The organism is Kaistia terrae (assembly GCF_026344005.1).
Taxonomy (GTDB): domain Bacteria; phylum Pseudomonadota; class Alphaproteobacteria; order Rhizobiales; family Kaistiaceae; genus Kaistia; species Kaistia terrae.
The window spans coordinates 134,730-153,599 of sequence record NZ_JAPKNH010000003.1; the positions used below are offsets into that span (position 1 = coordinate 134,730).

The window sequence follows — 18,870 nt, forward strand, 5'->3', positions numbered from 1 at the left end:
ATTCGCTGGATCAGCGGCTCAATTTTCCGAGCCGCGCTCCTTGTTCTGCTGCTCGATGAGCTTCTTGCGATTCTCTTCGGCGTTCTTCTGCAGCTGGTCCTGCAGCGCATCGCGGCGAGCCTTGCCGGCAGCGCGGTCGAGACCGGCGCCATCAACGACCTTGGTGAAGCCGGCGAGCGAGAACGGGAACACCATCGGCTTGCCCTGCGGGTTGAGCGAGATCGCAGTGATCTTGCCACCCTTCTTCATCGCAGCGACGAAGGCCGTGTCAATTTCGGCCTGGGCGTAGCAGACGCTCGGCTCGCAGACGACGTACTTCAGCTCGGCCGGCTTGTTCTGGTCAACCTGAACGCGCAGACCCGGCTGGATCAGCTGCCCGGTGAGCACGACGGCGGTCAGCGCCATCTTGGGCTCGCCTTCAAGCTGGCGGATCTGCAGCGAAGCGATGAACTGGTTGGTTTCTGCGCGAAGTTCCTGCGAGGTGATGCAGAGCTTCTTCTTGGACTGCGGATCCTGACCGCATTCCTTGACCCAGGGCGAAGCCGGCGGCGCTGCAGCGGCGGCGGCGGCCGGCTTGGCGGCGGGCGCCTCGGCCGGAGCGGCGTCCTGTGCGAAGGCCAGCGGTGCGGACAGCGCCACGAGAAGCGCGGCAGCAGCCAGATGCGGCACCCGAACCAGGCCAGAATTCCTAAGATGCGACATCGAGCGTGTCCTTGCGTTTATCTCAAAACACTGCGCTTCGGCGACCGACGGTCCACCTGCGAAAGCAGGCTGCCCACGCGCCGGGGCTGGATGACCAGCAATTGAGGCGACACGGTGACGGAGAAGCTCCGGCGCATCAATAGCCGGACAGCGTTGGGAATTCTAGCCGGCACAAGATTGCCCCAGTGGCCGTGCTACGATTTTTTTATTCGATTCGTTGCCCGACCCGGATTCGGGAGGAGTTTGCCATGCCGTTCGGCACCCATTGGCCCAAGGCGGCCGCCCTCGCCCTCTCCGTCTTCGCGACATTCCCGCTGGCGGGATTGGCCGGGGCCGAGCCGCGCCACGGCCTGGCGATGCATGGCGACCCGGCCTTGCCGGCCGATTTCAGCCATTTGCCCTATGCCGACCCCGATGCGCCGAAGGGCGGCAGAATCACCTACGCCTTCGTCGGCAGCTATGACAGCCTCAACCCCTTCATCGTGAAGGGCGCCGAGACGACGGCGCGCGGCATCTGGGACGTCTCGCTCGGCAACAACGTCTTCGAAGCCCTGCTGGCGCGCAATCGCGACGAGGCGTTCACGCTCTATGGCCTGTTGGCGGAGAGCGTCGACGTTCCCGACGATCGCAGCTCGATCACCTTCAACCTCAATCCGAAGGCGCGATTCTCCGACGGCAAGCCGGTGACGCCTGAGGACGTGATTTTCACGGTCGAGATCCTGCGCGACAAGGGCCGGCCGAATTACCGCTCCTGGTATTCCAAGGTGAAGACGATCGAGAAGGTCGGCGAGCACGGCGTGCACATGACGTTTGGCGACGGCGCCGACCGCGAATTGCCGCTCCTGATCGGCCTGATGCCGATCCTGCCAAAACACGCCACCGACGTGGAGAATTTCGACCGCTCGACGCTGAAGCCGATGATCGGTAGCGGCCCCTATCTGATGGGCGAAGTGAAGCCCGGCGAACGCTTCACGCTGAAGCTCGACCCGAATTACTGGGGCAAGGACCTGCCGATCAAGCGCGGCTTCGACAATTTCGATGAGATCCGGATCGACTATTACCGCAACCGCAGCTCGATGTTCGAGGCCTTCAAGAAGGGCCTTTACGACGTGAACGCGGAAGCCGATCCCGCCACCTGGCGCAGCGGTTACAATTTCCCGGCCGTCGCCGATGGCCGCGTGCAAAAGGAAGAGTTCGAGACCGGCGTTCCGAAGGGGATGCTCGGCTTCGCCATGAACACGCGGCGTCCGATCTTCGAGGATGTCCGCGTCCGCAAGTCGCTCGCCTCGCTGCTGGATTTCGAGTGGCTCGACAAGAATCTCTTCTTCGGCGTCTACCAGCGCAACGCCAGCTATTTCGAAGGCTCCGAGCTGTCGTCGATCGGCATCCCGGCTTCCGACAAGGAAAAGGCGCTGCTGGCGAAATTCCCGGACGCGGTGGAGCCCGACGTGCTCGACGGAACCTATCGCCCGGCCAAGAGCGACGGCACCGGCAGCGACCGCAAGTTGCTGCGCTCGGCACTGGAACTGCTGAAATCAGCAGGCTACGAGCTCAAGGGCAATTCGCTGGTCAACACGGCCAGCGGTCAGCCATTGACCTTCGAGCTGCTGCTCAAGGATCGCGAACAGGAGCGTGTCGGCCTCGCCTATGCGCGCACGCTGGCCCGCGTCGGCATCAAGGCGACCATCCGCACAGTCGATTCGGCCCAGTATGAGCGCCGCGTGCAGGAGTTCGACTTCGACATGATCATGACCTCGTGGCCGGCGTCGCTTTCGCCCGGCAACGAGCAGAATTTCCGTTGGTCAAGCACGAACGCCAATGTCCCTGGCTCCTACAACTATGTCGGCGCCAACAACCCGGCGATCGACGCTCTGTTGAAGGACATCCTCTTCGCCACCAAGCGCGAGGACTTCATCGAGACGGTGCGGGCGTTCGATCGCGTGCTGATCTCGCAGCACTATGTCGTGCCGCTCTATTACCTGCCGGCCCAGTGGGTTGCCCGCTGGTCGCGCGTCGGCCACCCGGAAAAGCAGTCGATCAGCGGCTACACCTACCCGACCTGGTATCCGACGGCGGCGAAGTAGCCGCCGGCCGGGCGTGAAGTCGGGTCGGGGCATCTCCACACCCTCGCCGTCATCCCGGACGCAGCGAAGCGGAGATCCGGGATCCATCCGGCCGCTGCCTGAGGCGGCCGCCAGCCAGGCGCGGGATTGAGCAGCAGCGGACGCGGAATTGACTCCTGGCCATGGACGGTCGCTTCGTGCGCGCCGATGCGTGGATCCCTGCTTTCGCAGGGATGACGGCAGAGCATGCCTCCGTACTATTCTTCACCCCTCCCCAAGGGAGAGGTGAAGAAAGTGCAGCCCGATCACGCCGCCTTCTTGCGGCCTTCCTCGGCCATGCGCGCCAGCTGGGTCAGGATCACCGCCGTGCCCTTCAGGCGCTGCTCCGGCTTCTCCCAATCGCGGATCAGCACGATCTTCTGGTCCGGCCGAACCTTGGCCAGGCTGCCCTGTTCACCGATGTAGCGGATCAGGCCGGCCGGGTTGGCGAAGGTCGAGTTGCGGAAGGCGATGACAATGCCCTTCGGGCCGGCATCGACCTTCTCGACATTCGCCTTGCGGCAGAGCGCCTTGATGTAGACGATCTTGAGCAGGTGCTCGACCTCGTCCGGCAGCGGGCCGAAGCGGTCGATCAACTCGGCCGCGAAGCCGTCGATCTGATCCGCCTCCTCCAGATCGCCGAGACGGCGATAAAGCGACAGGCGCAGCTGCAGGTCCGGCACATAGGTTTCCGGCAGCATGACCGGCGTACCGACCGTGATCTGCGGCGACCAGCGGCCGTCCGCCTCCTGCTCGTCGGCGCCGCCATCGCGCAGCGTCGCCACAGCCTCTTCCAGCATCTGCTGGTAGAGCTCGTAGCCGACCTCCTTGATGTGACCCGACTGTTCCTCGCCCAGCAGATTGCCGGCGCCGCGAATGTCGAGATCGTGGCTCGCCAACTGGAAGCCCGCGCCCAGCGTATCGAGCGACTGCAACACCTTGAGACGGCGATCCGCCATCGCGGTCAGCCGCTTTTCGGCCGGCACGGTGAACAGTGCATAGGCGCGCGTCTTCGAGCGGCCAACGCGACCACGTAACTGATAGAGCTGCGCCAGGCCGAACATGTCGGCACGGTGAACGATCAGCGTATTGGCGGTCGGAATATCAAGGCCGGATTCGACGATCGTCGTCGAGAGCAGCACGTCATAGGCGCCCTCGTAGAACGCCGTCATGATGTCTTCCAGCTCGGTCGGCGGCATCTGGCCATGTGCGATGGCGACCTTCACCTCCGGCACGAACTTGTCCAGAAACTCCTTGCGCTCGGCGAGATCCGAAAGCCGCGGGCAGACATAGAAACTCTGGCCGCCGCGATAGCGTTCGCGCAAAAGCGCCTCACGCACGACGAGCGCGTCAAACGGCGAGATGAAGGTGCGCACGGCCATGCGATCAACCGGCGGTGTGGTGATCAGCGACAATTCGCGAACGCCCGTCAGCGCCAGTTGCAGCGTGCGCGGGATCGGTGTCGCGGAGAGCGTCAGCACATGCACGTCGGCGCGGATCTCCTTGAGCCGCTCCTTATGCTTGACGCCAAAGTGCTGCTCCTCGTCGATGATCAAGAGGCCGATGTCGCGGAATTCGATGCCCTTGCCGAGCAGGGCGTGGGTGCCGACGACGATATCGACCTGGCCTTCCTTGAGGCCCTTCTTGGTCTCGGCCAGATCCTTGGTCGAGACGAGGCGCGAAGCCTGTTCGACGCGGATCGGGAAACCGGCGAAACGGGCCTGAAAGGTGCGGAAATGCTGGCGTGACAGCAGCGTCGTCGGCACGACGACCGCGACCTGCTTGCCGCTCATCACCGCGACGAAGGCGGCGCGCAGCGCCACCTCCGTCTTGCCGAAACCGACGTCGCCGCAGATCAGGCGATCCATCGGCGTGCCGGCGCCGAGATCCGCGATGACAGCCTCAATGGCGGAAAGCTGGTCTTCCGTTTCCTCATAGGGGAAGCGGGCGGCGAACTCGTCATAGATGCCTTCCGGCGGCGACAGCACTTCGGCATGGCGCATGGCGCGTGCCGCAGCGACCTTGATCAGCTGCCCCGCCATGTCGCGGATGCGCTGCTTCAGCTTGGCCTTGCGCGCCTGCCAGGCGACGCCGCCGAGCTTGTCGAGCGTGGCCTCGGCATCTTCCGAGCCATAGCGCGACAGCAACTCGATGTTCTCGACCGGCAGATAGAGCCGGTCACCACCCTGATAGACCAGTTCGAGACAATCATGCGGCGCGCCGGCCGCCGTGATCGTCTTCAGCCCGGTGAAGCGACCAATGCCGTGATCGACATGGACGACGATGTCGCCGTCCGAAAGGCCCGTCACTTCGGAGAGGAAGTCGGAGGCACGTTTCGCGCGCTTGCGCGGACGGACAAGGCGGTCGCCCAGAATGTCCTGCTCGCCGATAAACGCCATGTCCGGCGTCTCGAAACCGGATTCGAGCCCGAGCACGCCAAGCGCGACAACGCCCTTGCCAAGCTTCTCGACCTCAGACCAATCCTCGATCCGCTCGACCCGCTTCAGGCCGTGATCGTCGAGCACCTGGGCGAGGCGGTCACGTGCGCCATCGCTCCACGAAGCGACGACAACGCGCTTCTTCTCGCGCAAGTTCGAAATATGGTCGATGACGGCGTCGAAGACGTTGACGTCGCCGGCGGTGCGCTCCGCTGCAAAGGTGCGGCCATGCCGACCGCCGAGGTCTGCGACCATGGTGTCGTCCGCTTCGGCAAACGGCGTCAAGCGCAGCAGCGGCGCCTGCTTCTCGCGGCTCTTCCACTCGTCACGCGTGAGATAGAGCTGGTCGGGCGGAACGGGCCGATAGGGTACGCCACCCTGCGCCTGCCCCATGCCGCTCTTGCGTGCGTCGTAATGGTCTTTGATGTCGTCAAAGCGCTCGGCAATCGCTTCCTCGACCAGATGATCGAGTACGACCGGTGCGCCGGGAACGTAGTCGAAAATCGTATCAAGGCCTTCAACGAACAGCGGCAGCCAATGCTCGACGCCGGTATAGCGACGGCCCTCGCTGACCGATTGATAGAGCATGTCTTCGCGGTCGGTCGCGCCGAACATCGCCACATAGCGCGCCCGGAAGCGGGCAATCGCCTCGGGCGACAGCACAAGCTCGCTCATCGGCACGAGATCGAGGCGCTTCTTCTGAGCCAGCGTGCGCTGGCTTTCGACGTCGAAGGTGCGGATGGAATCGACCGTGTCGCCGAAGAAATCAACACGAACCGGCTCGCCCTGACCCGCCGCGAACAGATCGATGATGCCGCCGCGCACGGCGTATTCGCCCGCCTCGCGCACGGTCGAGGTACGCAGGAAGCCGTTGTCCTCCAGCCAGCCGATCAGCTTGTCCATGGAAAGCTGGTTGCCGCCGGCAATGGAAAGGCTCTGGCGCGCGATCTGTTCGCGGCGCGGCAGGCGCTGGACGGCGGCATTGACGGTGGTGAGGACGACAAGCGCCCGCCCCTTCACCGGCTGATGATTGGCCAGGTAGGACAGAGCCGCCATGCGCCGGGCGACGACGGCGGTGTTCGGCGACACCCGGTCATAGGGCATGCAGTCCCAGGCCGGCACCGCGACCACTTCGGTCCCCGGCGAGAAGAAGCGCATCGCCTGTTCGAGATCGGCCATGCGGTTGCCGTCGCGCGCGACGACGAGGACGTAGGGCAGGTTCTCGCGCGCCGCCAGCACTGCGATATCAGCGACGACCTTGCCGTCAAAGCCGTCGGGAACGCCCGAAAGCACCGTAGACGGGCGAACGAGAATGTAAGGGAATGTGACCATTGCGCCTAACGGGGGGTGGCGCCGGTGAAGGCGGCAAGCTTCTGGAAGAATTCGGTTTTGACGTCATCCGGCGTCGGAGCTTCGCCCGTCAGCCAGATCAGCAGATCGCGATCCTGTTCCTCCATCAGCGCTTCGAGAACGTCGAGCTCATCCAGAGTGAGGGTCGCGATATGGGCATCGGCGAAACGCCCGAGGATCAGATCCATCTCGCGCATGCCGCGATGCCAGCAGCGAAAATGGGTACGCCGGCGACGAACGTCCAGCCCGTCGCTCGACAATGTCGTGCCGCTCATCTCTCAACTCCGCCGATCCAGTTCGATGCGGCGAGGTATAGCCCCAAGGGATGCACTTGTCAGCCGTAGAAGGACGGGAGGACGACGGAGCGTGTACCGGCGTCCGGGGATCGAGGCAGCAGAGCCCAAGCGTTCGATTCCGGGTCCGGCCGCTTCATGGGTACCTGCTTTCGCAGCGATCACAGTGGGGGATGTATAAGCAACATCACAGGGAAGCCCAATCGGCGCCCCAGTAACGAACGAGATGAAGAAGGGCGGCCCGAAGACCGCCCCTTGCGCCACTATTTGAACACCGCCCCTACCGCGCTCGCCAGCGTAGCGTCGGCGTTGCTCTTGCAATAGGCAGCGATCTTCTCAGCATTGGCATGCGACTTCTCGGTATCCACCATGGTGTTGCCAGCCTTGCCATGGACGTAGCCGCTCATCCACATGGCCACGCCAGCAATCCTGGCAGGCGCCATGGCGCCCACCTCTTTGCAGGTCAATTTCGAAACGTCGATTTCTCTGGCCATGGCTGGGACGGCCAAGACAATACACAGAGAGGCAAATGCACTTAGCAAATGACGTGTCATGGTCAGGGTATCCTTTCCAATGGCCCCCGTCGGCGGCAAAAATAGTGCAATTGGCGCTCACGATCCGATGACAAACGCGATCGTCACACGATGTTTACCCGGCGACTCTGTGAGGTCACGCCAGGTAGACACCGAATTTTCCCCGACAAATACTTGCCGCTCGAGACAAGTAAGTTTCGCTGGCAATCAAAGGTCCCGAATTGGGAGCGTGGCGTCTCCAAGACCCCGGGAAGCTGACTCAATGCGCGAGGCCCCGGCCGATTGAGCGCCTACCTCTCCTCACCCTCGCTGTCATCCTTGCGAAAGCAGGGATCCATTGCCGCCGAAGCCTAGGGATCTGAGCCACGGAACGGAGGCAGTCGCGAGTCGCGCCGACAACCGAATTCTGAGCCAGGCGCTCGACGCCGGGCCCGGCCGCACCATGGATCCCTGCTTTCGCAGGGATGACGGCCGAGCGTGGGTCGGCCACGACAGCCAAACCTTACGCGAACCGGGCGCCGCGCAGCAACGCACGCGCGGTGCCCGGATCGTCGGACGTCACACCTCGACGCCGTAGACCGTCTTGGCCCGCTCGGCGCTCAGATAGCCGTTCTTGATGTCTTCAAGTACGGCAGCGCGGTCGCGCTTCTTCGGGTCGCCGTAGCCACCGCCATTGCCAGTAACAACGCGCACGACATCGCCCTTGTTCAGTTCGATGCCCGTGGCGAAGGAATAGCGCCTGCGGCTGCCGTCGGACTTGATGACGTCGACATGGTTGCCGGTGCCAACATGACCGCCTTCCATGCCCCAGGGCAGGATGCGCGAACGCGTGTAGCCGCAGGTCAGGAAGTTGCCATCGGCGCGGACACGATAGTCCATGCGGATACCCTTGCCACCACGCCACTGGCCCTCGCCGCCCTCTTCCGGGTTCAGCGCCAGCTGGTCGACGAACAGCCCATAGCGGGCCTCGGCGATCTCGGCCGGGCAGTTGAACGTCTCGCCGTGGAAACCGGAGAAGATGGCGTTGTTGCCGTCGCGGCCGGGCATGGCGCCCCAGCCGCCGAGTTCCGGCTCGACGATGGTGAAGTGCCGGCCGGTGTCGGGATGCGGACCACCGAGCACGGTGCCGCAGATCGAGGCAAAGCTGCCGGCGGAGAGTTTTTCGGGCAGGTGCTGCGCCAGGCAGCGCAGGATCAGGTCGAACACGCGGATCTCGACCTCGTAGTAGAAGCCGTGCGCCGCCGGCTCCTGCGCGTCGAAGATCGATCCCGGACGGGTCTTGACGACGAGCGGACGGAATGAGCCGCCATTTGCCGGCGCGCTGACATCGGTGATCGCCTTGATCGCCATCTGGCACGAGACGATGACGCCATCGCGGCTGGCATTGCTCGGCGTCAGCGTCTGGTCGGGATTGGCGGTCAAATCGACGATGAATTCATCGTCGGTGATCTCGACCGTCACCTTGTAGATCTGGCCGCTATCCTGCTCTTCGGCGAAGGAGAACTTGCCCTTGGGCAGTTCCTTGAGAGCCTTCAACGTGACCTGCTCGCCATAGTCCATGAAGTGCTTCATGGCGGCGATGAAGGTTCCCTTGCCGTATTTGGCGACGAGATCGAGGATACGCTTCTCGCCGATGCGGACGGCGGCGATCGCCGCCCACATGTCGCCCTTCAGGAATTCGGGCAGGCGCGAATTGACCGTCATCAGGTCCATGACGGACTGGTTCGACACACCCTTGTCGATGATCTTGATCGCGGGAATGCGGAGGCCTTCCTGGAAGATCTCCTTGGCGTCGGTCGACATCGAGCCCGGCACCATGCCGCCGACATCGTTCCAATGCGCGATGTTCGCGGTCCAGGCGACGATCTCGCCCTCTGCGAAGACCGGCATGACCAGCACCACATCGTTCAGATGGGTGACGCCGCCATAGAACGGGTCATTGGTCACGAAGACGTCGCCCGGATAGATCGAGGTGACGGGGTGCTTGCGCAGGATCGCCTTCGCCGCCTTGTCGAGCACGCCGATGAAGGAAGGAATGCCGGCGCCGGAGGACGCGATCTCGCCATCGGCGGCGCAGATGCCGGTGCCCATGTCGAGCACCTCATAGATGATGGCGCTCATCGCCGTCTTGCGCATCGCCGCGAACATCTCGTCCGAAATCGCCTGCAGCGAATTCTGGATGATGTCGAAGGTGACGGGATCGTAGGTCGGGCTGGTTGTTGCTGCACTGGTCATAGGTCAGGCCCCCAGTTCGATATGGGTGTTGCCATAGGCGTCGATGGAAACGCGGTTACCGGGATGGATCACCACGGTCGTGCCGGAATCCTCGAGGATGGCAGGGCCGCTGAAGCGCATTCCCGGCTCCAGCTTCGCAAGGTCGTAGATCGTCGCCTCGTGCACGCCTTCGAGCGCATAGTCGACGTCGCGGCGGCTCTTCACCGCCTGGTCGAGCGCAGCACCCGTCGTCGGCAGCGCGATCATCTCGAGCTTGCCGACTTCGGCGGAAGCCACCAGATGCAGGCCGACGATCTCGACCGGCGCATCGAGGCGATAGGTGTATTCGCGCTCATAGGCCGTGTGGAACTGCGCGATCATCTCGTCGATCGACGCGGCGTTGACGGCATCGCCCTCGAACTCGACCTCGACCGCGTGCTCCTGGTTCTGGTAGCGGCACTTGATGAAGGGGACGAGCTTCACCTTGTCGCCGGCGACGCCCTCCTTGGCGAACTGCGCGGCGGCGCGCAGCTTCGTCTCGTGCAGCAGCGCCTCCAGCGCGGCGGGGCGGCCCTCGCCCTGCTCGATCAGGCGCGACACGAAGAAGTCGCGGCGCAGGTCGGACATCATCATGCCCCAGGCCGAGAACACCGAAGCGCCGCGCGGGATGACGACCTTCTTCATGCCGAGTTCGGTAGCGAGCGCCACCGCATGCATCGCGCCGCCGCCGCCGAAGGCGACCAGCGTGAAGTCGCGCGGGTCGTGGCCGCGATTGAGCGACACCAGCTTCAGCGCGTTGATCATGTTGTTGTTGGCGATGCGGACGATGCCGCGCGCCGCCTCGATCGGCGACAGGCCAAGCTTTTCCGCCAACCCGTTCAGCGCACCATCGACCGCCTTCATGTCGGCGGTGATGGTGCCGCCGCAGAAATAGTCCTTGTCGATGCGGCCGAGCGCCAGATTGGCGTCGGTCGTCGTCGCCTGCGTGCCGCCGCGGGCATAGGCGGCAGGCCCCGGCTTGGCACCGGCCGATTGCGGGCCGACATGCAGCTTGCCGAAATCGTCGACCCAGGCGATCGAGCCGCCGCCATTGCCGATCTCGACGAGATCGACCACCGGCACCATGATCGGATAACCGGAAGAGGTGCGGTCACGCTCGATCCAGTAGTCCGTCATGATCTTGACGTGGCCGTTCTCAATCAGCGAGCACTTCGCCGTTGTGCCACCGATGTCGAGCGCCAGCACGTTGGGCTCGTCGAGGATGCGGCCAAGCTCGGCCGCGCCCCAGAAGCCGGACGCCGGACCGCTCTCGACCATGGTGATCGGGATCTCGCGCGTCGCCGCCAGCGAGTCGACGCCGCAGTTCGACTGCATGACGTAAAGCTGGCCACCGAAATTCTTCGAGGCGAGACCGTCTTCGAGCCGGCCGAGATATCGGCTGGCGACCGGCTGCACATAGGCGGAGAGCACGGCGGTCGAGGCGCGCTCATATTCGCGCCATTCGCGGGTGATCTGGTGCGAGGCGACGACGGAGACTTCCGGCCAGAGCCGGCGGATCTCAGCCGCCACAGCTTCCTCATGGCGCGGATCGGCATAGGAATGCAGAAGGCAGATGGCAATCGCCTCGACGCCCTCGGCGCGGAAGTCCTCAAGGATCGCTGGCAGGCCCGAGAGGTCGAGGGGGCTGCGCTCCGCGCCGGTATAGGCGATACGGCCCGGCACTTCGCGGCAAAGATAGCGCGGCACGAAGGGTTCGGGCTTCACATATTGCAGGTTGAAGAAGTCCGGCCGATTGCCGCGCGCGATCTCCAGCACATCGCGAAACCCCTCGGTCGTGATCAGCGCCGTGCGGGCGCCCTTGCGCTCGGTCAGCGCGTTGATGACGACGGTGGTTCCGTGCGCGAAGAAGGCGATGTCGGCGGGGTCAACATCGGCCTTGGCGAGCACGTTCAGCACGCCCTGCTCAAAATTCGGCGGCGTCGTATCGGACTTCGCGGTCCGCACCGTCTGGCGGCCGGTCGCGGTATCCGTCTCGAAATAGACGAGGTCAGTGAAGGTGCCCCCGACGTCGGTGGCGACGCGGATCGTCTTGTCGTTCATCTCAGACCTTCCCGGCGCGGATCGCGGATGCCTGTTCGGTGACGGTGGCGGCGAGGATGCCGATCGCCGCGAACGGGCGCAGCGCCATGGCGCGCTCGACCTTTTCGGGCGTATAGGCGCCGGTCTTGTCGAGGATGTTGATCGTCCCGAGCACGTTGCCTTCGAACACGACCGGCACATTGATGCACGAGCCGCAGCCGAGCGATTCAATCAGCTCATGGTCGTGGAAGACGGTGGCGATCTCTTCGATAGTGTTGGCGACGTAGGGCTTCTTCTCGCCGAAGACGAGATCGTTCCACTTGCCGGCGGCTGACTGCTTGTAGCCCGAGGTCGGGTATTCTTCCGGATGATTGGAATAGAGTCGGCGCGACATGCCGGTGTCGAAATCCGCGCTCATCACCGTGAAGATGATCGCGCCAACTTCACGCTGATAGAGCGCCTCGACCCTGGCGAGCGTCGCGGTCGGCTGGTTCTCTTCGCCAAGGGCCGCGATCAGCGCGTCCCATGCCTTCGAATCCGATACGGGATCGACCTGCTTCAGCTCTGCGGTAGTGCTCATCATAGATCCTTCCTATTCGGCCCCGGCAGGGATTGGCGTCCCTGCGCGGATGGCTGCGCGTAGCGCGGCCTCGGCCTCCGTCACGACGGGAATGGCTCCGATCAGCTCGCGCGTGTAGGCGCTCTTCGGATCGGAGAAGATGGTTTCGACCGGCCCGGTCTCGACGAGGCGCCCCTTCTGGAACACGCTCACCCGGTCGGCGATGGCGCGCACGACGGCAAGGTCATGCGTGATGAAGAGGTAGGTCAGGCCGCGCTCCCGGCGCAGGCGCTGCAAAAGCTCAAGCACCCTCGCCTGCACCAGCACGTCGAGCGCCGAGGTCGGCTCGTCCAGCACCAGCAATTCAGGCTCGCAAGCAAGCGCCCGGGCAATCGCGATGCGCTGGCGCTGGCCGCCGGAAAGGCCGCGCGGCGAACGCTTGGCGTGTTCCGGCTCCAGCCCGACTTCCTGCAGCAGCGCGGCGACGCGGCTGTTGCGCTCGGAGCCCTTGCCTAGCCCATGCACGTCGAGCGGCAGGCGAATGCTGGCGCCGACGCTGCGACGCGGATTGAGCGCCGAGAGCGGGTTCTGCTGCACCAATTGGATCGCCCGCTTCTGGTCGCGCGTCCGGCTGCGTCCGAGCGTTGCGCCATTGAAGCGGATCGCGCCCGACGTCGCGCCGAGCAGCCCCAGCACGAGATTGGCAATCGTCGTCTTGCCGGAACCGGACTCGCCGACGATGGCGTGGCACTCGCCGCGCTCGAACGAAAGCGAGACATCGTCCAGCGCGGTGACGCTATGGCCATCCGCGGCAAAAACCTTGCCGAGGCGGTCGAGTTCGAGGATCGGGGCGCTGGTCATGACAAGGCCTCCGCCGGCTCGCCGCAGCCTTCATGCGTGATCAGCGGGTTCTCGAATTCGGGGCTGCGCTCCGGCAGGTCCGGCAGGCCGCCGCCCGAGATCTTCGGGATCGCGGCGAGCAGCGCCCGCGTATAGGGGTGGCGCGGATCGTTGAAGAGTTGTGCCGTCGTGCCATGCTCGACGATGCGACCCCGATAGATGACATAGACCCGGTCGGCGAATTCACGCACGACGCCGAGATTGTGCGAGATCAGCAGCACGGACGTGCCGGTCTTCTCGGTCAGTTCGTGCATCAGATTCAGCGTCTGCGCCTGCACCGTGACGTCGAGCGCCGTGCCGGGCTCGTCTGCGATGAGAAGCTGCGGCCGGTTGGCCAGCGACATCGCGATCATGACACGCTGGTTCATGCCGCCGGAAAGCTGGAAGGCGTAGGAATCAAGCGCCCGCTTCGGATCGGGGATCGAAACCTCGGCAAGCGCCGCCTCGGCCCGGCGGTCGGCCTCGTCCTTCGAGATCGAGCGATCACCCGAACGCAGCACGTCGCGAAACTGGCCACGGATCTTGAAGGTCGGATTCAACGCCGACGTTGGATCCTGGAAGATCATGGCGACGCGGTTGCCCCGCCGCCTGGCGATTTCCGGACCGCCCTTGGCGGCGTCGATGCCATCGAACCAGATCGAGCCGGAGACGTGCGTCCGCTTCGAATCCTGCAAAAGCCCCATGGCGAGGCGCGCCGTCACCGACTTGCCGGAACCGGATTCGCCGACAAGCGCGACTTTCTCACCCGGCTGGATGTGCAACGAAATGCCGTGCAGCACAGGCGTTTGATGGCGGCGGTCGCCAAAGGCGAGGCGCAGGTCGCGGATGGTGAGGACCGGCTTCTGGAGAGCGTTGTTCATTTCAGCTCTCCGCTTCAAAGGCTTCACGCAGGCCATCGCCGACGAGGTTGAAGCCAAGCACGATGAGCAGGATGGCCAGCGCCGGGTAGATCGTCAGCCACCACGCGTCTGGCATGTATTTCGCGCCATCGGCGACCATGGAGCCGAGATCCGGGGTCGGCGGCTGAACGCCGAGGCCGAGGAAGGAAAGCGACGAGGCCATCAGGATGACGAAGCCGATATCGAGCGTCATCTTGGTCAGGATCGAAGGCCAGCAATTCGGCAGGATTTCGCGGAACAGGATGTGTGCCGTTGAAGCACCAACCGTCTCGGCGGCGAGCACATAGCCCTCCTGCGCCTCGGCGCGGGTGACGTTGTAGATCAGCCGCGCATACCACGGCCACCACATGGCGGTGATGGCGAGCATGCCGTTCATCAGCGTCGGCTCGAGGAAGCCCATGATCGCCATGGCCAGCACCAGAGGCGGCACGGCGAGGAACACGTCGGTGATCCGCATCAGGACATAGTCGGTCCAGCCACCCTTGTAGCCGGCGACCAGCCCGACAATGACGCCGATCGGCGTCGCGATGGCGAGCACGACGATCGCCATGATCAGCGACAGCCGGTAGCCGTAGATGATGCGGGTGAACAGGTCGCGGCCGATCACATCGGTGCCGAACCAGAAGTCGGCACTCGGCGCCGCGTTCATCGCCGCGAAATCACCCGTGGGGCCGACATGGTCGGGATAGGGCGTGACGAAGGGCGCGAAGATCGCAAGCGCCACGATCGCGACGACGATGACCAGACCAATGACCGAGAGTGGGTCTGCGGTGTAAGCCGCCCATGCCTTGGAGCGCGTCCGCGAAGCGAGGACCGGGGAGCCGGGTTCCGACATGTTATGCCCTCCCCGCTGCGAGGCGAATGCGCGGGTTGATGACGTTCACCAGGATGTCGACGATGATGTTGACGATCAGGAAGGCGGCGGCGATGACCAGAACCGTGCCGACAATGGCATCGAGATCCTTGCGCAGGATCACCTCGACGCCGTAGCGCGACAGGCCGGGCCAGCCGAACACCTTTTCGACCAGGAAGGCGTTGCCGAGCATCGCCGCGAATTCGAGGCCGAGGATGGTCAGCGTCGGGATCAGCGCCGGACGGAAGGCATATCGGGTAGCAATCCGCCGCGCCGGAAAGCCATAGGCCCGCGCCATCTCGACATAGGGGCGATCATAGACCTCGTTCATATTCGAGCGAGTCAGTCGCGCCGTCTGGCCGAGGCCGGACATGGCCAGCGCCAGCGCCGGCAGGATCAGGTGATGCAGCGCGTCGAGGAATCCGGCGCCGTTACCGGCCATGGCCATGTCGATGAGATAGAAGCCGGTCGGCCCTGGCGGGATCGGCGTTCCCTCCAGCAGCCGTCCTTCGATCGGAAACCAGCCCCAGAAATAGCCGAATACCAGCTGCAGGATGACGCCCCAGACGAAGGCGGGCGTGCAGACGCCGAGCAGCGAAATCAGCCGGCCGACATGATCCGGGAACCGGCCGCGAAAATGCGCCGACAGGATGCCGAGCGGCAGGCCGATCAGCACCATCAGGATACCCGACACGAACACCAGCTCCAGCGTCGCCGGCAGGAACTGGGCGATGTCGGTCGTGACGGGGCGATTGGTGTAGAGCGACTTGCCGAGATCGCCGGTCGCCAGCGACTTGACGAATTCCCAATATTGCACCGGCAGCGAGGCATCGAGGTGCCGCTCCAGCCGAAGCGCCGCGACCTGTTCGGCCGTGGCGTTGGGGCCGAGCGCGATGCGAGCGGGGTCGCCGGGCATGACGCGGGCAATCGCGAAGATCAGCATCGAGATGCCGATCATGACGATCAGGGCGGCGCCGAGTCGGTGCAGAAGGGATCTGAGGATGTTCGACATGGTCTACCCGCTCGCTGGGCCTCTTCTTCACCTCTCGCCTCACGGGAGAGGTCGGAGCGCAGCTCCGGGTGAGGGTTTAGGGAACTATCCGGTGAGGCCGTAAGCCCTCACCCGCCGCACTGCGTGCGTCGACCTCTCCCGTGAGGGAGAGGTGAAGAAGCGCGCCAAGCCCTGCCCCAAAGAAAGGGCTCGTGGGCGCGACTGAAGGGAAGCGTCCACGAGCCGATCGGATGAAGGAGGCGCGTTACTGCGCCATCTCCATCTCGCGGAACGAGAAGCTGTAGCCCGACAGCGCATAACGATGCGCGTCGTCCGAGAGCGCCGGCACCGTCACCGTCTTGCGGGCCGGGAACACGGCGACCTGATCATAGGCGTAAATCGTCGGCGCGAGGTCGCGCAGGCGCTGGCTCAGATCCTCATAGATCTTCTGGCGCTTGGCCGGATCCACTTCGGCGCGGCCGGCTTCCAGCAGCTTGTCGACCTCGGCGTCCTCCAGATACTCCGGCGACTGCCAGGTCCCCTTGGCGGAGGAATGGTAGGTGTTGAACAGCAGCGAATCCGGATCGGGCGTCGTCGCGCTGTTGGATATCTGCGAGATATTCGGCGTCGTCTCCGGCTTCGTCACCATGTCGGTGAACAGAGCCCAGGGAACCCGCTTCACGGTCGGCTTGAAGCCAAGCTGCGAGAAGTTGGCCTGCATCAGCAGGGCGAAGCGTTCTTCCAGCGGTACTTCGGCAATCCAGGAGATTTCCAGCGGCGTGTCGCCCGGCTTGTACTTGCACTGGGCCAGTTCGGCCTTGGCCTTCTCCATGTCCTGCGCATAGTTCGGGACATCGGTCGAAGAACCGAGCATGCCATGCGGGATCGGGCCATTGGCCGGATTGCCAAGCGAAACATCGCCCGTGACTGCAATCATCTTGGCGGCTGTCGCATAATCGAAGGCATAGGTCAGGGCGCGACGACAATGGACGTCGTCGAGCGGCGCCTTGGCGGTGTTCAGCTTGATGTAGAATACGTTGGTGCCCGTCTCGGTCAGCAACTGCATCTTGTCGTCGGCGGCAAGCGCCTTGGCGACTTCCGGCGGCAGCCACTGCGAGCCGATGTCATGCTCGCCCTTCGACAGCAGCGCGCGGACGGTCGAGGCCTCCAGGCCATAGCGGAAGCGGACCTTGTCGGGCGACTTCGGCGTTGCGCCGAGGAAATAGCCCGGGAACTTGGCCATCACCGTCTCGGACTGCGGGTTCTGAGACACGACGACATAGGCGCCGGAGCCGGCGTCATTCGCCGACAGCCACGCTTCCGAATAATCGCCAAACGCACCGAACTTGCCCTCGGCCTGGTGCGACCGGGCGAGCTTGGAATCCACGACCGGCAGGCGGACGAGCGAAGCGAGGAAGGGCGAGAACGGCCCCTTCAGCGTGAACTTGACCGTCTTCGGATCAACGGCCTCGACCTTGGCAACGCTCTCGGCGAACAGATGCGAGAAGCCCTGCCCCAGCGCGATCATACGGTCATAGGAATAGACGACATCCTCCGCCGTCAGCGGATTGCCGGAATGGAACTTGACGTCGTCGCGCAACGTGAAGGTGTAGACATTGCCATCAACGGTCCAGCTCGATGCCAGCAACGGCTGCATGCCGGGCTTGCCGGCGGACGGCGCGACCAGCGTGTCGTAGACGTTGAACATCAGGATCGAGTCGGCGTAATCGGACGCCTTGCCCGGGTCGAGCTCACCGACCGGCACCTCGTCGAGGCGCAGCACGGTCTCCGCGAGAGCGGGCGTCGTCATCAGGGCGGTGGTCGAAAGCGCCGCCAGAAGCAGCGCTGCGCGCAAGTTCGTCATCGTGTCACCTCTTTTCACCCTCGGCTGTGTCGGTCACGGCAACCTTGTCATGCGCCTTGCGAAGATCGCCCGCGCCCGCATGAGACGGGCTGCGATGGCGAGGCAGATCGCCAAAGAGCTGCTGTGTTCCGACAGTAAGAACTTCGGCGGCATGGTCCGTGGCGTTGTGCACCCGGTGCGGACGATGAGCCGAGAAATGCAATGTATCGCCGACGTGCAATTCGTAGATCGTCTCGTCGATCACGTAGCGAATAGATCCGCTGAGCACATAAACGATCTCTTCCCCCTCATGCGACGAGGTCTCGGAAAGATAGCGCGGCGGCACGTTCATCTTGACGGCGTTGAGCATTTGCCCCGGAAACGTCGTCGACAGCCGCTCGTAGGAAATCCAGGCGGGATTGATCCCGTACGTCACCCTGCCCTCGCGCCGCGATACGGCGTTGGGAATGTCCGGCTGGTGCAGGAAGGCGCTGACGGGAAGATCGAGAGCCTTGGCGATCGTGACCATCGAAGACAGCGAGGGAGTTGTGATATCGCGCTCCACCTGGCTGAGGAACCCAATGGAAAGGCCGGTCGCCTCGGACACCCGCTGCAACGTCAAGCGGCGCTGCTTGCGCGCGTCCCTGATCTTCGTGCCGACCTTCAAGGGATCGATAGTCATTCCGCCCTCTCTCCACCGCTCGCGGCGGCGCTCCAGTTATTTCACTATGACTAAAATTTCAAGGCAAGAAAATTCGTCGAACCGTTCCGGTAGCCGCCTCGCGTCGTTCGTTGATAGCCCGCCGCAACATGAATTTTGTCGTCTTTGGATTCGGCAAGCTCGCATGCGAGGTCCTGCGGACCCTGACTCGCCGGCACGGCCTTACGGCCTCTGGATCGGCATTGTTGGCTGGAACCAAAAGCACCATACCGTAACGTCAGGCACCATCAAGAAAGCAACCGGGTGGCATTCGGTCGCTACAGGCCGATTTCAACAGTCCGACGAAAGAATTGCAATCGCCAACAGCCGTCCGGGCGGCGGTGCGTCCCAGAGGATCTGCGCTTTCGCACGCTCGGTTACCGGAAAGGCGCCGCGGGGCTAACGGAAGGCTAA

At 64.0% G+C, this 18,870-nt stretch carries 14 protein-coding genes; 1 reads left to right on the forward strand and 13 read right to left on the reverse strand.

Features of this window, described 5'->3' with window-relative positions:
- Positions 1 to 18: 18 nt before the first annotated feature.
- Positions 19 to 702 carry an invasion associated locus B family protein gene (locus OSH12_RS10375; protein ID WP_266343475.1) on the reverse strand — a complete coding sequence of 228 codons (684 nt, stop codon included), beginning with the start codon at positions 700 to 702 and terminating at the stop codon, positions 19 to 21.
- A gap of 248 nt (positions 703 to 950) precedes the next feature.
- Here OSH12_RS10375 and OSH12_RS10380 point away from each other — a divergent pair, with 248 nt between their 5' ends.
- Positions 951 to 2,786, forward strand: coding sequence for an extracellular solute-binding protein (locus OSH12_RS10380; protein ID WP_266343476.1), 1,836 nt, complete (start codon positions 951 to 953; stop codon positions 2,784 to 2,786).
- Positions 2,787 to 3,070: 284 nt separating this feature from the next.
- Here the strand turns inward: OSH12_RS10380 and mfd are convergent, their stop codons facing one another.
- The 12 genes from mfd to OSH12_RS10440 all read right to left on the reverse strand — a co-directional run bounded on the left by mfd (position 3,071) and on the right by OSH12_RS10440 (position 18,438).
- Positions 3,071 to 6,574, reverse strand: coding sequence for a transcription-repair coupling factor (gene mfd / locus OSH12_RS10385; RefSeq protein ID WP_266343477.1), 3,504 nt, complete (start codon positions 6,572 to 6,574; stop codon positions 3,071 to 3,073).
- A 5-nt stretch (positions 6,575 to 6,579) separates the two neighbouring features.
- Positions 6,580 to 6,867 carry an FAD assembly factor SdhE gene (locus OSH12_RS10390; protein WP_266343478.1) on the reverse strand — a complete coding sequence of 96 codons (288 nt, stop codon included), beginning with the start codon at positions 6,865 to 6,867 and terminating at the stop codon, positions 6,580 to 6,582.
- A gap of 281 nt (positions 6,868 to 7,148) precedes the next feature.
- The gene (locus OSH12_RS10395; RefSeq protein ID WP_266343479.1) at positions 7,149 to 7,439 is read right to left on the reverse strand and encodes an HdeA/HdeB family chaperone; all 291 of its coding nucleotides are present in this window, start codon (positions 7,437 to 7,439) and stop codon (positions 7,149 to 7,151) included.
- Positions 7,440 to 7,976: 537 nt separating this feature from the next.
- Positions 7,977 to 9,653, reverse strand: a complete 1,677-nt coding sequence (locus tag OSH12_RS10400; protein ID WP_266343480.1) for a hydantoinase B/oxoprolinase family protein — start codon at positions 9,651 to 9,653, stop codon at positions 7,977 to 7,979.
- A gap of 3 nt (positions 9,654 to 9,656) precedes the next feature.
- A complete protein-coding gene (locus OSH12_RS10405) occupies positions 9,657 to 11,732 on the reverse strand; it encodes a hydantoinase/oxoprolinase family protein (protein ID WP_266343481.1) in 2,076 nt (691 codons plus the stop codon).
- A 1-nt stretch (position 11,733) separates the two neighbouring features.
- Positions 11,734 to 12,294: a GAF domain-containing protein gene (locus tag OSH12_RS10410; RefSeq protein ID WP_266343482.1), complete on the reverse strand. Its 561-nt coding sequence runs from the start codon at positions 12,292 to 12,294 to the stop codon at positions 11,734 to 11,736.
- Positions 12,295 to 12,303: 9 nt separating this feature from the next.
- Positions 12,304 to 13,131, reverse strand: coding sequence for an ABC transporter ATP-binding protein (locus OSH12_RS10415; protein ID WP_266343483.1), 828 nt, complete (start codon positions 13,129 to 13,131; stop codon positions 12,304 to 12,306).
- Positions 13,128 to 14,030, reverse strand: coding sequence for an ABC transporter ATP-binding protein (locus tag OSH12_RS10420; RefSeq protein WP_266343484.1), 903 nt, complete (start codon positions 14,028 to 14,030; stop codon positions 13,128 to 13,130). The genes OSH12_RS10415 and OSH12_RS10420 overlap by 4 nt, the downstream gene beginning before the upstream one ends.
- Position 14,031: 1 nt before the next feature.
- On the reverse strand, positions 14,032 to 14,904 hold the full coding sequence (locus OSH12_RS10425; RefSeq protein WP_266343485.1) for an ABC transporter permease: 873 nt from the start codon (positions 14,902 to 14,904) through the stop codon (positions 14,032 to 14,034).
- A gap of 1 nt (position 14,905) precedes the next feature.
- Positions 14,906 to 15,934: an ABC transporter permease gene (locus tag OSH12_RS10430; protein ID WP_266343486.1), complete on the reverse strand. Its 1,029-nt coding sequence runs from the start codon at positions 15,932 to 15,934 to the stop codon at positions 14,906 to 14,908.
- Between the two features lie 244 nt (positions 15,935 to 16,178).
- Positions 16,179 to 17,777 carry an ABC transporter substrate-binding protein gene (locus tag OSH12_RS10435; RefSeq protein ID WP_266343487.1) on the reverse strand — a complete coding sequence of 533 codons (1,599 nt, stop codon included), beginning with the start codon at positions 17,775 to 17,777 and terminating at the stop codon, positions 16,179 to 16,181.
- A 4-nt stretch (positions 17,778 to 17,781) separates the two neighbouring features.
- Entirely contained in the window at positions 17,782 to 18,438 is a 657-nt protein-coding gene (locus OSH12_RS10440; protein WP_266343488.1) for a helix-turn-helix domain-containing protein, read from the reverse strand.
- Positions 18,439 to 18,870: the final 432 nt, after the last annotated feature.